Raw genomic sequence first — 16,030 nt, 5'->3', positions numbered from 1 at the left:
CACGCAGCGGGAGATGGCCATGGACCCTGACGGTGGCAACAAACTTGCCCCAGCGCTGACACACGCCCAGCTGGACGCCTTGCGGCCCCATGTGGTGGAGCTTCAGGATGGCGCCCTGGCCACCACGGCCCAGCTGAATACGACGGCGGCGGATGTCGACGCGATTTTCACCACGCACCTCCCGGCCTTTATCCAGGCGCGGGGCGGCGGACCCGTGCCTGTCATGTTTTGGGCGCACGGCGGGCTGGTGGGCGAGGGCCAGGCGCTGGAGACTGCCCGCCAGCTGCTTCCCTGGTGGCTGGCCAACGGCATTTATCCTGTGTACTTCATTTGGCACACCGGCTTGTGGGCCACCCTCGGAGACCTGCTGGCCAGCCACGTCACCGGCACATCCGCGGCGCAAGCGCGCCCGGCCGGGGCCTGGACGGATTCAACGGACACGGTGATCGAGGACGCCGTAAGGGCCCTCGGCGGGCCCGCCGTGTGGGAAGCCATGAAGGAAAATGCGCGGCTGGCGTCGATCGCGGGCGGGGGAGCGGCCCTGGTGGCGCAGCGCCTGCAGGCGTTTCTTGCCGCCCGGCCGGGCGCCCTGACGCTGCACGCTGCCGGCCACAGCGCGGGGGCCCAGTTCCATTCACATTTCATCCCGGCCGTGGTGCGTCCGGGACCGGGCTTTGACAGCTGCTCCCTGCTGGCACCCGCCCTCACCACCGGGGAATACAAGGCAACGCTGCGGCCGCTGGTGGGGGCAGGCATCGCCTCCACCGCGGTGTTTGGCATGAAGGAAGCTGTGGCTCGCGCCGACAATTGCTTTGGACTGTACCGAAAATCACTGCTGTACCTGGTCGGCGGAGCCCTGGAACCCCATCCGGGCACTCCCATCCTGGGCCTGCAGCAGTCCTTGCTGGCAGACGCGGAATTGCGTTTGCTGTTTTCGGGCTCGCACCGGGCCGCCGCCGTCTGGTCGATTGCTGACACCGGCCCCCTCCGCTCACGCAGCAGCGCCACCAGCCACGCGGCATTCCAACATGACGCCCCGACAATGGACAGCGTGGTGCGCCGCATTACCGGGCGCGACAACATCATTTCCTTCGGCGCCGCGAGCCATCCAGGTGTTCTCTCGGCGGCGGCGCGAATGGCGCGCTAACTCCGGTCCGTGAAGTTTCAGGCGGTGTCAGCCGGCGCGTTCGGGCCACAGCCCGGGCAGCATGGGCGTGTTGCCAAACAGTTCGGAGGCGTCATCCGGGACGGCAGGCAGGACAAAATTCTCCACGGGCGGCTCGCCCATCTCGATGAGCAGCTCGTCGATGGAGGTCTGCCCCTCGATCTCCCCGGGAATCTCAAAGTCCATGGCTAAATCGTACGGTTGCCTGGCGCTGCCGGGGAAGGGACACGCCCACACCGGGCGGCGGGCCGCCACGTTTTGTCTGGGCGTATACTCAACTTCGTGGCTATCACAGTGACTGTGCCCTTGGGGCGTTTGGAGGTTGTCGGCGAATCACTCGCCGACGCCAGATAGCGCCGTTTTCCCCGGTGAATTACCCCGGCGCCGTTTGGCGCCCCTTTCCACCCAAGTCTGTCCCTGCACGGTTCAAGGCGGCACAGCCGCACGGCAGGGACCACGAGAAACGGCAACCACACCATGCTTTCACTTGACGAAAAAACCATCCGCTCCTCCTTCATCAACGCCTCCCAACGGGAGCGCAGCAACATGAACTTGCCCGAGAATTTTGACACCCTCGACTGGGACGGCCTGGACTTCCTGGGCTGGGGCGACAAAAAGTACCCCGAGCTTGGCTACGCCGTGGCCTGGACGGGAGGGCGCCCCGTGGGGGTCCTCCTGCGCCAGGTGGAGGGCAAAACACGCAGCCGTCCCCAATGCGCCTGGTGCGAGGACGTGTACCTGCCCAACGACGTGGTCTTTTTCAATACCAAGCGGGCCGGGGCTCCGGGGAGACAGGGGAACACTGTGGCCACCCTGGTGTGTGCCAACTTTGAATGTTCCGCCAATGTCCGCAGGCTGCCGCCCGTGGCGTATCTCGGCTTTGACGTGGAGGCCGCACGTGTGGAAAGGATTGCCGCCTTGCAGGGAAACGTTGAATCCTTCTTGCGCAAGGTGGGCGGGGACACCCCATGAGTGCCTTTGCCACACCATCCCTCAAGCGGACCATGTCCTTCCGGGACCTTGTCATGAACGGGCTGGTGTTCATCGGCCCGGCCGCCGCCGTGGCCGTTTTTGGTCCGCTCGATGCGAAGAGCCACGGGGCCACTGCCATGGTGTACATCGCGGCAACCGTCGTCATGGGCTTCACGGCCTTGTCCTATGCCAAGATGTCCGTGGCCGTGCCCAAGGCAGGATCAGTGTTTTCATACGCCACGGCCGGCATTGGGCCGGGCACCGGCTTCATGGCCGGCTGGATGGTGTTGCTGGACTACATGCTGATCCCCAGCGTGGCGTACTTGTTCACGGGGCTGGCCATGCATTCGTTTGTGCCGGCCGTCCCCACCTGGGCCTGGACGGGCGCGGCCGTGGTGGTCACGACCATCCTGAACCTGACGGGTGTGAAAAACATAGCCCGCGCGGCCCTGGTGGTGGCCCTGGCGGAGGTCCTGGTGCTTGCTGCCGTGCTGGTGGGCGTGGTGGCGGTGCTGGCCACCGCCGGCGCCACCCGGCCCCTGCTTTCACCCCTGCTGGGGGTGGGCGGCTTTTCGCTGACGGCGGTCCTTGCTGCCGTCTCCATCGCCGTGCTGTCGTACCTGGGCTTTGACGCGATTGCCACGTTTGCGGAAGAAAACGCCGGTGACGCCAGGCTGATAGGCCGGGCCACCCTGGTGTGCCTGGTAATTGCCGGCCTGCTGTTTGTGGCCCAAAGCTATTTGGTGGCGTTGATTTCACCCACGTCCCCGGCCGAACTCGCAGCCCACCCGGAGCTGCAGGGCACCATTTATTACGACATCGTGCGGGAAGCCGTTGCCCCCTGGCTCGCCACCGCCCTGGGGGTGGCCAAGGCCCTGGGCGCCGCCTTCTCCGGAATGGTTGCGCTGGCAGCGGGCGGCCGCGTTGCGCTGACCATGGCTCGGGAAGGGAAGCTGCCCCGGGCCTTGTCCGGCGTGTCTGCGCGCACAGGCATTCCCACCGTCTCCACGGTGACAGTCACTGCCGTCACCCTGGTAGTGGCAGTGTGGGCCGCCTCCGCTCCGGACGGCCTTGACCTGCTGGTGTCCGTGGTCAATGTCGGCGCCCTGTGCGCGTTTGTGCTCCTGCATGCCTCCGTGGTGGGGTACTTCGTGGTGCGCGGCGGCAGCCGGCGCTGGGTGGGCCATGTGGTGTTCCCGGCACTGGGCGTGGCCACGTTGGTCCCCGTCCTGGTGCTGGTCAACCACCGGGCCCAGCTGGTGGGCGCCGTCTGGCTGGCTGCCGGCCTGGTGACGGTCGCCGTGCAGCGGAGGCGTGGTGCTGCGATGCCGCGGAGCTAAGCTCCGAGGCATGCGCGGCCGGCCTCAGGGGCCTTCCGGTGCTTCCTTCGCGGCCTGCTCAAGCTGTTGGCGGTACTGCTTCCACCACCTTTCGTCCTGGTGGGGCAGGTTTTCGTTGCCGCGGCGCAACCCCGCCATTCCGTCAATGAGTTCGCGCACTATGTCGGCGTGCCCGGCATGGCGGTGTGTCTCGGCGATCATGTGGACCAGGATTTGCTGCAGCGTCACCTCCTGCCGGCCCTCCGCCCACCAGGGCACCCGCCCGGGTGCGTCGAGGGGCAGGGCGGCGATGGTGCCGTCGGCATGCGCGCAGGCCGCGCGGTAGAGTCCGGTGATGTAGTCACGTGATTCGCCGGCCGTCGCCCACATGTCCACGTTGGAGCCGTCATCGTCCGACCAGGGAAGCACGATGTCGGCGGCCCTGCCAAACACCGTCCCAAAATAATCCAGCTCGCAGCCTGCAAGATGCTTGACGAGACCTAGCAGGTTGGTGCCGGTGGGCGTCCTTGGGCGCCGGATGTCAAAGTTTGACAGCCCCTCAAGCTTCCACAGCACGGCTTCCCGGGCGGCGTCGAGGTAGCGCTGGAGCACATCTTTCGGATCAGTTTCAACCATGTGGGGAAGACTACCGCCCGCGACGGCACATTCCCACAGGCAATGTGTCCCGCCATGCCGGCGGCAGGACCGGTCATCGGGCCGCCGTACCACGCGGTGCGAATCAACCCTTGAAATCGACGTCCATGGCCGGCGTGACGGCTGCCGTGCGGCCGGGCGCGTCCTGGTACTGCCAATACAGGTTTGTGTGCGCAATGACTGCCTCCACCGGCGGGGCTCCCCAGGCGGTCTTGTCCCCGGCCGTGTGGGCATCACCCACGAGCGTCACGTCGTAGCCGCGCGTGAACGCGCCGTGGATGGTGGAACGGATACAAGCGTCCGTTTCGGCGCCGGCCACCACCAGCCGGCCTACGCCGGCGCGGGCCAGCACGTCCTCCAGGTTCGTCCCTTCGAACGAGTCCCCATAGGACTTGTGGACCAGCGCCTCCGGTTCCCGGCGGACCAGCTCCGGCACGTACTTCCAAGCTTCGCTGCCCTCTTGCAGTTCCTCATCCGAGTGCTGGACCCAGACCACTGGAACGCCCTCGCCACGGGCCTTCTCAACCAGCGCTTGGATGTTGGCGACGACGGCGTCTCGCCCAAGGGCCCCGTCCACCACGCCGTTTTGGACGTCGATGACAATCAATGCCGTGTTGGGCCGGTCCGCAAGTGTGGTCATGGTGCTTCTCCCTGGTCGGTGGAGCTGGATTGCTTTCAGATTTCCAGACTAACCGGGACCACTGACAGGCACCATGGCCGCAAGCTTGCAGTGACTTCGCAGCCTCCAGCTGCCGGCGTCGGGCGGGACCGGGCAGCCGAAAATTTTTTGGGCCGTTGTCGATTTCCCCTCGCGCCATTCGACCAATGGGTGAGAAGGTCGAGAGGCGGCCTTCCACAACCAAGGAGTGCATCATGGCAAAGTACATGCTGATCTGGCGCCCGAGCGATGCGTCAATGGCAAAGTTCCAGGACATCGACTTCACCGACATCATGAACGCGATGGGCAAGTTCACGGACGAAATGATCAGGGCCGGGGTCCTGCTTGCCGCCGAGGGCCTTGCCGATCCGGCAGAGGGAGTGGTGGTCGACTTCACGGGGGAGGTTCCCGTCGTCACCGACGGGCCCTACGGGGAAACGAAGGAACTGTTCAACGGCTACTACATCATTGACGTTGCCTCAATCCAGGAAGCCGTGGAATGGGCCAAGCGGGCACCCTACATGCAGGGGAGCAAGGCCGAAATCCGCCGGGTGCCCACCATCGACGAGTTCCCGCAGGACAACGAGTGGATCCAGAAGGAACGCGCCTGGCGCGAACAGACAGGGCAGCTCTGATCCGCCATGGAAATGCAGGGCGGGAACGGCTGTGAATGAGGCCCGGGGCGCCGTCGAGGCGGTGTGGCGTATGGAGTCCGCCCGCATCGTCGGCGCCCTGGCCCGCTACACGGGTGATTTCCCGCTGGCGGAGGACCTGGCCCAGGAGGCGCTGGCCGAGGCCCTGGTTTCCTGGTCAGTGGACGGGGTGCCCGCCCAGCCCGCGGGGTGGCTGCTGACGGTGGGCCGCCGTCGGGCGATAGACACCTTCCGGCGCCGGGCCGCGCGGGACGAACGCTACGCGCTGCTGGCCCGCGGGCTCGACGGCGAAACGCCGGGACCGGACGCCTTGTTTGACCCTGAAGCGGTCGACGACGACATCCTCGCGCTGATGTTTGTCTCCTGCCACCCCGTCCTGGCCAGGGAGGCGGGGATTGCCCTGACGCTTCGCGTGGTGGGCGGCCTCAGCACAGCCGAGATCGCCAAGGCGTTCCTGGTCCCGCAACCCACCATCCAGGCCCGCATCACGAGGGCGAAGAAGGCGCTGGCCGCGGCAAACGTCCCTTTCGCCGTGCCCCCGCCGGAGGAACGTGCCGCGCGGCTGGGCTCCGTGCTCCAAGTGGTCTACCTGATTTTTACTGAAGGGTCCTACGCGTCCGGCGGCCCGGAGTGGATCCGCACCAGCCTGGCCTCGGAGGCCCGCCGGCTGGCCCGCGTGCTGGTCCGGCTGGTCCCGCAACCTGAAGTGTTCGGGCTGCTGGCGCTGATGGAACTGACCACGGCCAGGTTTCCGGCCCGGCTGGATGCCGCAGGCCGGCCGGTGCTGCTGGAGGACCAGGACCGGCGGCTGTGGGACCAGTCGGCCATCCGCCGCGGCCGGGCCGCGCTTGCCCAGGACGTGGCCGCCGGCCGAGGCCTGGGCGTTTACGGGCTGCAGGCCTCCATTGCCGAATGCCATGCCGTGGCCCGGTCGGTGAAAGAGACTGACTGGCCGCGGATTGTTGCACTGTACGGGGCCTTGGGGAAGCTGGCCCCGTCGCCCGTCATTGAACTCAACCGTGCTGTGGCGGTGGCGGTGGCGATGGCTTCCGGCCCGGAAGCCGGGCTTGGCGTGCTTGACGCGATCGACGCCCGCGGCTGGCTGGCGGAAACGCACCTGTTGCCGTCCATCCGCGGTGAACTGCTCCTGCGCCTGGGGCGCATTGGGGAAGCCCGGGCCGAGCTTTCGAGGGCCATCGGCCTGTGCGGCAATGATGCCGAACGTGCCGTGCTCCAGGACAAGCTCGACGGCGTGGGCCGGGTTTAGCGAGCGGGCCACGCCTGGGCTTGCTGGCCGATCAGCGTCTTGAGATTGCCGTTGATGTACCCGCCCCAGGCGGATTCGCACCTGTCGTAGCACTCGAAGTCCGGGACCAGGCCCTCGTGCGTGAATGTCACCAGCGTGCGGCCGTCCTGCTCGGCAACGTCGAACGTCACGGTGGTCCCGGTCCATTCCTCCTTATTTTCGGCGAAGGTCAGCTGGCTGTCGAGAACCAGCCAGGCCACGCGGCTTGAAGGGCTGAGCTCGGTGATGCGGAACTTGGAGTAGTGGATATCCGGAACGCGGTAGGTGAATTCGTCGCCAAGCTTCTCGGTGCCTCCCTCGATGTCCCCCGTCCACCAGCCACGGACGTTGTTGATGGCCGAGAAGGCCTGTTGCGGGGTCTGGTCAACCACAAAGCTGATGCGCATGGACTTGTCCATGGTGGTGCTTCCGATCTTTCCTGGGCCGCTCGCGGTTGCGATGCAACCCGCTGTTTAATGTGATGGGTATTACTTTAGTGACACTTCCGCCATGCTGTCGTCCGGGGGCCGGACCTGGGGATCCTAGGATGGACAGGCCCACCTTTCCCCTTACCGTGCACTGTGCCTTCCGGCAGGATTAGAGCCATGGGCAGCACAGGAAGGGACCGCACCGTGACCGAACTTCAGGCAACGCCGCTCGAGGCAGGACCGACCATCCGCCAGCCCCGGGGGCTGCGCGTCGGCGACACCATCGAGTCCTGGCGCGGGGGCCGGCTTGAGGCGGCTGGAATTGTGAGCCGAACCCTGCCGTCCGTGGCGATGGCGTGGATCGTGTGCGCCAGGACGGGAACTCTCAAGCTGGTCGACCAGCAGACCACCGACCTAGTTGTGGTGGCCGCGGCCGGCTGCGGCACCCGGGAGGGGGCGGCACCCGGGGGGTGCCGCCGTCGCCAGTCCCTGCGGGCGGAACGGCCCGGCCAGGTCACGACGTGGAGCGGACAGTCCAGAAGTCGCTGGCCAGTGACGTGCTGAGCAGGTAGGCGTAGGGCATGGTGGCGTAGCCGGCCTTGCCCCAGCCGTTGCCCCACGAGTTGCGGATGGTAAAGCGCTGGCTGGAATCGTCGTATCCCACGGCCACCACGCAGTGCCCGCCCAGGACCGCTTCGCCGGCGGCCGGCATGGGGACCACGCCGGTCTTGGCCACGTCGGGGCTTTCGAAGCTGTCGTAAACGGTGAAGCCAAACACGATGGGGTACCCCGCGGCCAGGCAGCCCTTCATTTGGCTGAGCGTTTGGCCGACTCGTGAATACACGATGGCCCTGTGCTTCTTGGCAGCCGTGTAGCAGGCCGCCTTGGGCTTGGTGGCAAACTTGGCAATGTCGTACGGCCAGAGCGTTTCATCGCAGGCGCCCGCCGCGGCCACCGTCTTGATGCCGTCGCGGATCTGGGCGCCGGAATCGGACTTGACGGTGCCTTCAATGACGCGCTCGTTGTAGTAGATGAACAGGCGCGACGGCGTGGACGTGTCCGCCAGGCCCTCCTTCAGGGCGTCAAACTGGAGCACCCCGGCCACGCCGTTGCCGGTGCAGGAGCCCAGCTGCCCCTGGTCGTAGACAGGCGGGCAGTTCGCTGTCAGGTCGACGGCGGGCGGCAGGCTGGCCTGCACGGCCGCCGGTGCCGCAAAGTGGTAGTCGCGCTGGTCGGGAAGGTCGGGGACCCATCCGTACCGGGAGTTGGTTCTGGCCATGATGCTGTGCCTCCTTGCCCATGCCGTGGTCCGGGCGGGCCTTGCAGCAGCATGGTTAGTCACGAGATTCCTCCCGGGCAGGAGCCTTGTCAAGGGGACATTGTCAAGGGGGCCGGCGCGAACTTGGCGGCGACAGCCGGGCCCGGGGCCGGGCATGGCGCGCGGCCCCGGGCCGGACCATGCTAGCGGATGCCTTCCTTGGCAAAGGCAAGCACGGCGGGCGCGTTGTTCTTGTCAATGATGGACGGCCCGGTCAGCACGGGAAGCCCGCCGCCCACCTTGAATCCGCCTCGCTTGTACTGCCAGAGCGCGTCGATGGAGTCATAGCCCTGCAGCCACGGCTGCTGGTCCACTGTGAACTGCACCTTGCCGTCAATGATCGACTGGGCGAGGGTTGCGTTCAGGTCGAAGGAGGCCACCTTGACCTTGTCCTGCAGGTTCAGGCTGGTGACGTCCTTGACAATGGTGAGCGTGATGGGCGCCCCCAGGCCGATGATGGCGTCCGCGTTGGAATCGGCCTGCAGCTTCGCCGTCACGGTGGAGTCGACCTGGCTCATGTCCGTGCCCTGCACGTAGAGGATTTCGGTGCCGGGAACCTTGGTCTTGACACCGGCACACCGGGCCTCCAGCCCTACATTGCCCTGCGCCTGGATCACGCAGATGGGGTGCTTGACACCCTCCGCCGCCAGCCGGGCACCCACTGCGGCGCCGGCCACGTTCTCATCCGAGCCAAAGTGGGTGAAGGCCCCCAGGCTCTTGAAAACGTCTTCGCCGGAGTTCAGGCTGACCACGGGAATGCCCGCATCCTCGGCCTTCTTCAGCACGCCCTTGAGTGCATCCGGCGTGGCCAGGGTGACGGCAATGCCGTCCACTTTCTGGTCGATGGCCTGCTGCACCAGCTGAGACTGCTTTCCGGCGTCGGTGTCCGAGGTGTAAAGCAGGGTGACGTTGTCCTTGTCGGCGGCCTCCTGGGCCCCCTTGCGGACAATGTCCCAAAACGTGTCACCGGCCGGGGCGTGGGTGATCAGGGCAATCTTCAGTCGAGGCGTGGTGGCCACCTGCCCGCCGCCCCCTGCTGCGGACGAGGTGGCTGGGCGGCCGCCCGTGCTGGAACAGGCGCTCAGCGCCAGCATTGGCACCACTGCGGCCGCCATTGCCGCCATGCGCCATGAAAACTTCCTCACAATTGATCTCCTTTGATGTGTGGGACTGCCCTTGGACGCTGTTTTCGCTGGGAACTCGCAGCGTCCAGGCAGGGACTGTTGAGGCCGTGGGGTGGGCCGGCGCCGCACATCAGCTATTCAAGACAAGTTGTCAAGACAAAGTGCTGGCGTGAGAAAAACTGTACGTGCCCCCACGGGCATCCACAAGGCTTTTTAGGAAATTATTTGCAACGCTCCAAATTCGACCCGTGGCCCGAGGCCCAGCAAATGCCAAGAACGACGGCGGCGCCCGGCTCAGGGGCTCACGGCCGCCGTGGTGCCCCGGGGGGCCAGCTCGGGCTGGATCAGCGTGCGCAGCAGCGGGCGCGAGGATTCCTCCATGCGGGCCAAAAGTGCCCGTGCCGCGCCGATGCCCACGTCACCGCTCTTGGCGTCAATGGAACTCAGGTCAAGGTAGCGGGACATGGCCAGCGGTGAGTTGTCGTAGCCGAGGACGGAAACGTCCCGGGGCGCCTGCAGCCCCCGCTCCCGCAGTGCGGCCAGCGCCCCCACCGCCATGATGTCGTTGGCGGCGAAGATTGCCGTGGTGTCCGGGAAGTGCTCCATGAGTGCGCGGGCGGCCTGGTAGCCGTCCTCCTCGCTGGTGCCGTGCCCCTCGCCCCACAGGCGCACCGGCAGGCCGGCTTCGGCGCACCGCAGGAGGAAGCCGGCCCGGCGGTGCGCTGCAGCGCCGCCCGATCCGGTCAGGTGGGCGATGCGGGTGTGGCCCAGGTCCAGCAGGTGTCCCGCTGCCAGCCGCCCGCCGGCGTTGTCGTCGTTGGCAACAAGGTCGGCCCCGTCGGGGATGCGGTCCCGCCACCCGGCAACAACCGTGGGCGCCCACGTGGCCGGCAGCATGGAATCGCGGGGGTCCATGGCCACCACGATTCCGTCAACCCGCAGGGACAGCAGCTGGTCGATGGGCCCGTTTCCGGGCGTTTCGTCGCCCGGCGAATCCACCACCGTGACGTGGTAGCCGTGCTGCTCCAGCTCGGCCTGCAGGCCGTGGAGCAGCTCGACAAACCACAGGTTGCGGTAGTCGTCGATGATCAGGCCGATTGTCTTGCTGGCGCCCCCTGCCAAGGTGGCAGCCGCCCGGCTGGGGCGGTAGCCCAGCTCCTTGATGGCAGCATCCACCGCAGCGCGCTTGGGCTCCCGGACCAGCGGGGAGCCCTGCAGCACCAGGGACACCAGGGACGTGGACACGCCCGCGTGCCGGGCAACGTCGGAGATGGTGGGGCGCCGCGCCTTGGAAGCTTTGGAGGCCATGGTGGAAATCCTTTCGTCACTGACATCTGAGACTACCGCCACCGTGCCCTATTGACAGGACAAATGGATGAAACTAATCTGACTGAATCAACACAATTTGTAGCGCTCCAAATAATCGTCAACACAGCCGAGCAACGGCTGGAATCCACAAGGAGAATCCCAATGCCCCAAAGTTTAGGCGTGGCCGTCATCGGTGCCGGCATGGCAGGAAAGGCGCACGCTGCGGCGTACCGCGCCGCCTCCACCCTGTACAGCCCGGTGCTGCCGCCCGTGCGGCTGGTGTCCATTGGCGACGTCAATGCAGAATTTGGCAGCCTCGCCGCCCGGCGCTTCGGCTATGAACGGTCCGACACCTCCTGGCAGGCCATCGCCGCGGCGGACGACATCGACGTGGTCAGCGTGGTCATCGCCAACTCCCTCCACCGGGAGGTGGTCGAGGGGCTCCTCGCCGCGGGCAAGCACGTGCTCTGCGAGAAGCCGCTCAGCGACACGCTGGCCGATGCCCGGGCCATGGCGGACGCCGCGCGCAACGCCAGTTCCGTTGCCCGGATCGGCTACACCTTCCGCCGCACCCCCGGCATTGCCTACATTCGCAACCTCATCCAGTCCGGGGTCCTTGGCAAGGTGCTGCATTTCAGCGGTCGCTACTGGACGGACTACGGCTCCAGCCCGCAGGCGCCGATGAGCTGGCGCTACAAGGGCACGGCCGGGTCGGGCGCCCTGGCCGATGTCGGCAGCCACCTGGCCTATGTTGCCGAATTCCTGTGCGGCGACGTCCGCTCCGTCGACGGCGGCCAGCTCAGCACGGTCATCGGCGAACGGCCCCTGCCGCTGGGCGCCGTCATGGGTCACGACCATGCAGCCGTCAGCGACACCTTCGAGGCGGTCGAGAATGACGACTACGCCGCCTTTTCCGCCACGTTTGACCAGGGTGTGGGCAGCTTTGAGGTGTCCCGCGTTGCCGCCGGCCACGCCAACAGCCTGATCTTCGAGGTATTCTGTGAGAACGGTGCCGCCACCTTTGACCAGCGCCGCCCTTCCGAAATCAGCTTGTTCCTCAACGAGGGCGCCTCATCGCAGCGCGGCTACCGCCAGGTGATCCTGGGCCCCGAACACCCGTACATAGGCGGCGGCCTCGCCATGGACGCCCCCAGCGTCGGGTTCGGCCAGAATGACGCCTTCGGCTACCAGGCCAGGGCCTTCCTGGAAGAGGTGGCCGGCTTTGACGGTCCTGATGCCCTGCCGCGCAATGCAACGTTCGACGACGGCGTCCACAACATGGAACTCCTCGACGCCGTGGCCCGGTCCGCCCAGGCCGGCGGCAGCGCCGTCGCCGTCGGTGCAGGAAAGCTGGCTGCAGCATGAAACTGGGCGTCTACAACGCGGTCCTGCATGACCGCACCCTCCCCGAGGCCCTCACGGTGGTCCGGGACCTGGGTCTGACGGGCATTGAGCTCAACTCCGGCGGCTTCCTGCCTGCCGTCCACATTCCGAGCTTTGACGCGATCCTGGAAAGCGACGCCGCGCGCGACGACTTCCTGGCCCTCTTTGAGGGGACGGGCGTGGCCATTGCCGGGCTGAACTGCAACGGCAACCCGCTGCACCCCAACCGCGCCATTGGGGAAAAGCATGCCGAAGACATCCGGCGCTCCATCCGCCTGGCCAACCGCCTGGGCCAGCACCGCGTGGTGACCATGTCCGGGCTGCCCGGGGGCGAGCCCGGGGCCACCCGACCCAACTGGATAGTCAACGCGTGGAACTCGGCGGCGCTGGACGTGCTGGACTACCAGTGGGGGATTGCGGCGGACTTCTGGCGGGAGACAGACCGGCTGGCCCGCGAGCTGGACGTCAAGGTGGCCCTTGAACTGCACCCGCAAAACCTGGTCTTCAACCCGGCCGACATCCTCAAGCTGGTGGAACTGAGCGGTGCCACGCATGTGGGCGTCGAGTTGGATGCCTCGCACCTCTTCTGGCAGCAGATGGACCCGGTAGCCGTGGTCCGCGACCTGGGGCCCCTGGTGTTCCACGCCGCGGCAAAGGACGTCCGCATCAACCCCGCCGCCGCCATCTACGGCGTCCTCGACAACCGCTTCCGGCGGCTGGGGGCGGACGAAGCCCGGACCAACTTGGGCGGGGACGAATGGGCCAACGAGTGGCCCAAGGATGCTGCCTGGGACTTTGTTGCCCTCGGGAAAGGCCATGACACGGCGTTCTGGACGGAGTTCCTGCGGGCACTGCATGAGGTGGACCCGGAGATGTTGGTCAACATCGAACACGAGGATGTTGAGCTGGGCCGCATCGAGGGGCTCCAGGTGGCGGCGAAGGTCCTGCTGGATGCCGATGCCGGCCTGGCCGAATCGCTTGCCCCAGGTCTCGCCGCGGGTGCGAAAGCGCACTAACGTAAGTCTCGACAGCACAAGCGCTCCGGGCAGCGGCCCGGAATACGGCAGGGAGATGCGGCATGGACGACTACCAGGTGCATCACAAGATCGAGGAACTGGTCAAGGCTGAACAGGAGCTGAGGGAATCCGCTCCGGACCAGGCGGACTTGGCGGGGCGGGCGGCGAAGCTGCAGTCCATTGAGGTCCAGCTGGACCAGTGCTGGGACCTGCTCCGCCAGCGCCAGGCCCGGGTCCATGCCGGTGAAAGCCCCGACGGCGCCCAGCTGCGTTCGGCCGACGAAGTTGAGGGGTACAGGCAATAGCCTCCCTCGACTTCCAGGTCCGCGGCCCGTCCACTTTGATTTGGACGGCCGTGAAGCAAAGCCGGTACAGCCCGCGCAGCCCGCGGGGGAGTTAAACCTCAGTGCCGCAGCGGCCCAGGTTAGGGTCACTGCGGCACCGGCGGTACGTCCCTGGCAGCCGCGCTACCCGGCCTGGCCGCCCGCCATGGCGGGGTCGCTGAAACTTGGCTTGCCGTCCTCAACGTGGCCGGCGAAGCGGCGGAAATACGCGGGCGCGTCCTCATCCGTGATGGATACGTCGAACCAGCCGTGGCTGGCACCGAAGTCAATGTCCTTCACCACAGTCTTGCGCGGGGGGACAACCACCTTGCGCGCCTTGTCGGTGCTGTAGGAATTGCTGATGTGCAGCTTGCGCGGGCGGCTGCCCGCATTCACCAGCACCAGCCGGGTGCCGCCGTCTTCCATCCCGGCCTGCACCTCAGGCTCTCCGGCCAGGGAACCCTTGAACTCGGCGAGGTAGCCGTTGGCACCCCACACGCCCAGCTGGTAGTCCGGACCGCCGGCCCAGGAATCCCTGACGGTGTCGGCCGCGGCCACCTGGTAGCGGCGCGGCGCATCCTGCGGGGCCAGGCCGTTGCGGACGTGGAACGGCGCCCCGGCGGTGCCGTGGTTGGCGAATTCCAGTTGCAGCTCGGTGCCACTGAGGCGCACCAAGTCCACGCCGAAGCGGTAGGGCAGGGGCCGCGCCGGCCGGGTGCCCGGATCCTGGAGCGGCATGGACTGCGGGTCCTGGACGGAGAACGGCTGGCCCAGGCCCTTGATCGGGGCCGGGGCCGCGATGGCGGTGAAGTTGGCCTGCGTGCGGGAGAAGTCGAAAGCGGAGGTCAGGTCGCCCACCACGGAGCGCCGCCAGGTGCTGATGTTGGGCTCGGCCACAAGGAAGCGCTGTTCCAGGAAGCGGATGACGGAGGTGTGGTCAAACACTTCAGAGCACACCCAGCCGCCCTTGCTCCAGGGCGAAACCACCACCAGCGGCACGCGCGGCCCCAGGCCGATGGGCTGCTTGCCGAGGGGGTCGGCTCCGGGAACCAGCGGGTGTGCCTCGCCCGGGTGCAGGTCAAGGTCGAGGATTTCATCGGCCAGGCTGGCGGCCAGGGAATCCGAAACCAGGCCGTCAGTGCCTGGGCGGTTCTGCACGGGCGGCATGGGTGGGACCACGTGGTCGAAGAAGCCGTCATTCTCGTCATAGTTAAGGATCAGCGCCGTCTTGGCCCAGACCTTCGGATCCGTGGTGAGCGCGTCCAGGACGGTGTCAATGTAGTAGGCGCCGTCCGTGGGGGAGGCCGAGGGGTGCTCGCTGTACTTGTAGGGCGAAACAACCCAGCTGACGGCCGGCAGCGTCCCGTCCAGCACGTTCTGCTTCAGTTCGGCGAGCGTGTGGGTGGAGGCGCCGTTGTCCACCAACGGTCCGCTGGCGCCCTGTGCCTTCTGGAAATTGGCAAAGAATTCCAGGGAGTTGTCGGTGTAATTGTCCGTTGGCTGGCCCGGGACCCCGGTGCCGCCCTGGTACACGCGCCAGCTGACGCCCGCGTTTTGCAGCCGCTCCGCATAGGTGGTCCACGTGTAGCCGTTGGTGACGTTCCGTTCGCCCAGGCCGGGCCCGTTGGGCTTGGCGCCCATCCGGTTTTGCGGGTCAATGGTTCCCGTCCACAGTGCGATCCGGTTCGGGGCGGTGTCTGCGTGGACCGAGGCAAAATAGGCGTCGCAAATGGTGAAGTTGTCAGCCAGGGCACGGTGGAAGCTGTTTTCTTTTTCCGTCAGGTACGCCATGGTCAGCACATCCTGCTTTTGGTTGACCCACTGGTCCCAGCGGCCGTCGTTCCAGGCCAGGTGGCCGCTGCTCCAGCCGTGGTCGGTGCCGGCAATGTTTTCGCTGGTCCGCTCGGAGTTCAGCGGGAACGGCAGCACATGGGCGGCGTCGGAGGGCAAGCCGCGGGCGTGGTAGCGAGAGGTCTGCACAGTGGCAGGCGGCTGGTGCCAGACGGTGTCGCCATTGGGCAGGATCCACGGCCGGGGGTCGCCGAAGCCGCGCACACCGCTCATGGTGCCGAAGTAGTGGTCAAAGGAGCGGTTCTCCTGCATGAGGACCACCACATGCTCGATGTCGTTGATGGTGCCGGTGCGCACGTCCGGCTCGGCGGCAACGGCCCGGCTGATCGAGGCGGGCAGGGCCATGGAGGCTGCTGCGGCTGCAACGCCCCCAAGGAACTGGCGGCGGTTTGCGGAAATCATCCGTTGGTCTCATTTCTCGTGATTGCTGGTCTGGCAAAGCTATGGTCCCAGCCGGATTAAAACAGCCCATGAAGCCTGGTGGGACATGGGATGAACGCTGTGGGAAAGGCCTGTCGGAACGCTGTGGGCATCACCGTCGGGAAGCCCCGTGGAAAGCGCTGTGGACATCAC

The 16,030-nt window shown here is 66.7% G+C and carries 17 protein-coding genes; 9 read left to right on the top strand and 8 right to left on the bottom strand.

The genetic code is table 11. The features are described from left to right. Window positions 1-19 precede the first annotated feature (19 nt). Window positions 20-1,147, top strand: a complete 1,128-nt coding sequence (locus G6N77_RS11675; RefSeq protein ID WP_165182343.1) for a hypothetical protein — start codon at window positions 20-22, stop codon at window positions 1,145-1,147. Window positions 1,148-1,174: 27 nt separating this feature from the next. On the opposite strand, the gene G6N77_RS11670 is transcribed toward G6N77_RS11675, so the two are convergent. Beyond that, a complete protein-coding gene (locus G6N77_RS11670) occupies window positions 1,175-1,351 on the bottom strand; it encodes a hypothetical protein (RefSeq protein ID WP_165182342.1) in 177 nt (58 codons plus the stop codon). Window positions 1,352-1,642: 291 nt separating this feature from the next. On the opposite strand from G6N77_RS11670, the gene G6N77_RS11665 reads away from it, so the two are divergent. Next, window positions 1,643-2,137 (top strand): FBP domain-containing protein, encoded by a 495-nt coding sequence (locus tag G6N77_RS11665; protein WP_165182341.1) that lies wholly within the window; start codon window positions 1,643-1,645, stop codon window positions 2,135-2,137. Beyond that, window positions 2,134-3,477, top strand: coding sequence for an APC family permease (locus G6N77_RS11660; protein ID WP_165182340.1), 1,344 nt, complete (start codon window positions 2,134-2,136; stop codon window positions 3,475-3,477). Before G6N77_RS11665 ends, G6N77_RS11660 begins: the two co-directional genes overlap by 4 nt. 24 nt (window positions 3,478-3,501) lie before the next feature. Here the strand turns inward: G6N77_RS11660 and G6N77_RS11655 are convergent, their stop codons facing one another. Together G6N77_RS11655 and G6N77_RS11650 are read right to left on the bottom strand one after the other, a co-directional pair. Continuing rightward, window positions 3,502-4,092 carry a DinB family protein gene (locus G6N77_RS11655; RefSeq protein ID WP_165182339.1) on the bottom strand — a complete coding sequence of 197 codons (591 nt, stop codon included), beginning with the start codon at window positions 4,090-4,092 and terminating at the stop codon, window positions 3,502-3,504. A 103-nt stretch (window positions 4,093-4,195) separates the two neighbouring features. Beyond that, complete coding sequence (locus tag G6N77_RS11650) at window positions 4,196-4,750, bottom strand: cysteine hydrolase family protein (RefSeq protein ID WP_165182338.1); 555 nt, start codon at window positions 4,748-4,750, stop codon at window positions 4,196-4,198. Window positions 4,751-4,983: 233 nt separating this feature from the next. On the opposite strand from G6N77_RS11650, the gene G6N77_RS11645 reads away from it, so the two are divergent. Together G6N77_RS11645 and G6N77_RS11640 are read left to right on the top strand one after the other, a co-directional pair. After that, window positions 4,984-5,403 carry a YciI family protein gene (locus G6N77_RS11645; protein ID WP_165182337.1) on the top strand — a complete coding sequence of 140 codons (420 nt, stop codon included), beginning with the start codon at window positions 4,984-4,986 and terminating at the stop codon, window positions 5,401-5,403. Between the two features lie 70 nt (window positions 5,404-5,473). Further along, the gene (locus G6N77_RS11640; RefSeq protein WP_165182384.1) at window positions 5,474-6,688 is read left to right on the top strand and encodes an RNA polymerase sigma factor; all 1,215 of its coding nucleotides are present in this window, start codon (window positions 5,474-5,476) and stop codon (window positions 6,686-6,688) included. On the opposite strand, the gene G6N77_RS11635 is transcribed toward G6N77_RS11640, so the two are convergent. Next, window positions 6,685-7,125, bottom strand: a complete 441-nt coding sequence (locus G6N77_RS11635; protein ID WP_165182336.1) for an SRPBCC family protein — start codon at window positions 7,123-7,125, stop codon at window positions 6,685-6,687. The genes G6N77_RS11640 and G6N77_RS11635 overlap by 4 nt on opposite strands. A gap of 186 nt (window positions 7,126-7,311) precedes the next feature. On the opposite strand from G6N77_RS11635, the gene G6N77_RS11630 reads away from it, so the two are divergent. Further along, window positions 7,312-7,698: a hypothetical protein gene (locus G6N77_RS11630; RefSeq protein ID WP_165182335.1), complete on the top strand. Its 387-nt coding sequence runs from the start codon at window positions 7,312-7,314 to the stop codon at window positions 7,696-7,698. Here G6N77_RS11630 and G6N77_RS11625 read toward each other — a convergent pair. The 3 genes from G6N77_RS11625 to G6N77_RS11615 form a co-directional block, all read right to left on the bottom strand. After that, complete coding sequence (locus tag G6N77_RS11625; RefSeq protein WP_165182334.1) at window positions 7,649-8,413, bottom strand: C1 family peptidase; 765 nt, start codon at window positions 8,411-8,413, stop codon at window positions 7,649-7,651. The two genes, G6N77_RS11630 and G6N77_RS11625, sit on opposite strands and share 50 nt — an antisense overlap. A gap of 182 nt (window positions 8,414-8,595) precedes the next feature. Continuing rightward, complete coding sequence (locus tag G6N77_RS11620) at window positions 8,596-9,597, bottom strand: substrate-binding domain-containing protein (protein ID WP_306986873.1); 1,002 nt, start codon at window positions 9,595-9,597, stop codon at window positions 8,596-8,598. A gap of 273 nt (window positions 9,598-9,870) precedes the next feature. After that, entirely contained in the window at window positions 9,871-10,884 is a 1,014-nt protein-coding gene (locus tag G6N77_RS11615) for a LacI family DNA-binding transcriptional regulator (RefSeq protein ID WP_165182333.1), read from the bottom strand. 162 nt (window positions 10,885-11,046) lie between these two features. On the opposite strand from G6N77_RS11615, the gene G6N77_RS11610 reads away from it, so the two are divergent. The 3 genes from G6N77_RS11610 to G6N77_RS11600 all read left to right on the top strand — a co-directional run bounded on the left by G6N77_RS11610 (window position 11,047) and on the right by G6N77_RS11600 (window position 13,588). After that, window positions 11,047-12,249, top strand: coding sequence for a Gfo/Idh/MocA family protein (locus G6N77_RS11610; protein ID WP_165182332.1), 1,203 nt, complete (start codon window positions 11,047-11,049; stop codon window positions 12,247-12,249). Next, on the top strand, window positions 12,246-13,283 hold the full coding sequence (locus G6N77_RS11605; RefSeq protein WP_165182331.1) for a sugar phosphate isomerase/epimerase family protein: 1,038 nt from the start codon (window positions 12,246-12,248) through the stop codon (window positions 13,281-13,283). Before G6N77_RS11610 ends, G6N77_RS11605 begins: the two co-directional genes overlap by 4 nt. 62 nt (window positions 13,284-13,345) lie before the next feature. Further along, window positions 13,346-13,588, top strand: a complete 243-nt coding sequence (locus G6N77_RS11600) for a DUF2630 family protein (protein ID WP_165182330.1) — start codon at window positions 13,346-13,348, stop codon at window positions 13,586-13,588. Between the two features lie 162 nt (window positions 13,589-13,750). On the opposite strand, the gene G6N77_RS11595 is transcribed toward G6N77_RS11600, so the two are convergent. Then, on the bottom strand, window positions 13,751-15,859 hold the full coding sequence (locus G6N77_RS11595; protein WP_165182329.1) for a phosphocholine-specific phospholipase C: 2,109 nt from the start codon (window positions 15,857-15,859) through the stop codon (window positions 13,751-13,753). Window positions 15,860-16,030: the final 171 nt, after the last annotated feature.

The organism is Arthrobacter silviterrae (assembly GCF_011045165.1).
Taxonomy (GTDB): Bacteria; Actinomycetota; Actinomycetes; order Actinomycetales; family Micrococcaceae; genus Specibacter; species Specibacter silviterrae.
The sequence above is the reverse complement of the archived record's forward strand: the minus strand, read 5'-3'. Positions and strand labels throughout refer to the sequence as shown.

What these genes read in the sequence shown, in the direction of transcription:
- G6N77_RS11675 (WP_165182343.1), top strand. Translation starts at nt 20, where the DNA reads ATGGACCCTGACGGTGGCAACAAACTTGCCCCAGCGCTGACACACGCC.
- G6N77_RS11670 (WP_165182342.1), bottom strand. Translation starts at nt 1,351, where the DNA reads ATGGACTTTGAGATTCCCGGGGAGATCGAGGGGCAGACCTCCATCGAC.
- G6N77_RS11665 (WP_165182341.1), top strand. Translation starts at nt 1,643, where the DNA reads ATGCTTTCACTTGACGAAAAAACCATCCGCTCCTCCTTCATCAACGCC.
- G6N77_RS11660 (WP_165182340.1), top strand. Translation starts at nt 2,134, where the DNA reads ATGAGTGCCTTTGCCACACCATCCCTCAAGCGGACCATGTCCTTCCGG.
- G6N77_RS11655 (WP_165182339.1), bottom strand. Translation starts at nt 4,092, where the DNA reads ATGGTTGAAACTGATCCGAAAGATGTGCTCCAGCGCTACCTCGACGCC.
- G6N77_RS11650 (WP_165182338.1), bottom strand. Translation starts at nt 4,750, where the DNA reads ATGACCACACTTGCGGACCGGCCCAACACGGCATTGATTGTCATCGAC.
- G6N77_RS11645 (WP_165182337.1), top strand. Translation starts at nt 4,984, where the DNA reads ATGGCAAAGTACATGCTGATCTGGCGCCCGAGCGATGCGTCAATGGCA.
- G6N77_RS11640 (WP_165182384.1), top strand. Translation starts at nt 5,474, where the DNA reads ATGGAGTCCGCCCGCATCGTCGGCGCCCTGGCCCGCTACACGGGTGAT.
- G6N77_RS11635 (WP_165182336.1), bottom strand. Translation starts at nt 7,125, where the DNA reads ATGGACAAGTCCATGCGCATCAGCTTTGTGGTTGACCAGACCCCGCAA.
- G6N77_RS11630 (WP_165182335.1), top strand. Translation starts at nt 7,312, where the DNA reads ATGGGCAGCACAGGAAGGGACCGCACCGTGACCGAACTTCAGGCAACG.
- G6N77_RS11625 (WP_165182334.1), bottom strand. Translation starts at nt 8,413, where the DNA reads ATGGCCAGAACCAACTCCCGGTACGGATGGGTCCCCGACCTTCCCGAC.
- G6N77_RS11615 (WP_165182333.1), bottom strand. Translation starts at nt 10,884, where the DNA reads ATGGCCTCCAAAGCTTCCAAGGCGCGGCGCCCCACCATCTCCGACGTT.
- G6N77_RS11610 (WP_165182332.1), top strand. Translation starts at nt 11,047, where the DNA reads ATGCCCCAAAGTTTAGGCGTGGCCGTCATCGGTGCCGGCATGGCAGGA.
- G6N77_RS11605 (WP_165182331.1), top strand. Translation starts at nt 12,246, where the DNA reads ATGAAACTGGGCGTCTACAACGCGGTCCTGCATGACCGCACCCTCCCC.
- G6N77_RS11600 (WP_165182330.1), top strand. Translation starts at nt 13,346, where the DNA reads ATGGACGACTACCAGGTGCATCACAAGATCGAGGAACTGGTCAAGGCT.
- G6N77_RS11595 (WP_165182329.1), bottom strand. Translation starts at nt 15,859, where the DNA reads ATGATTTCCGCAAACCGCCGCCAGTTCCTTGGGGGCGTTGCAGCCGCA.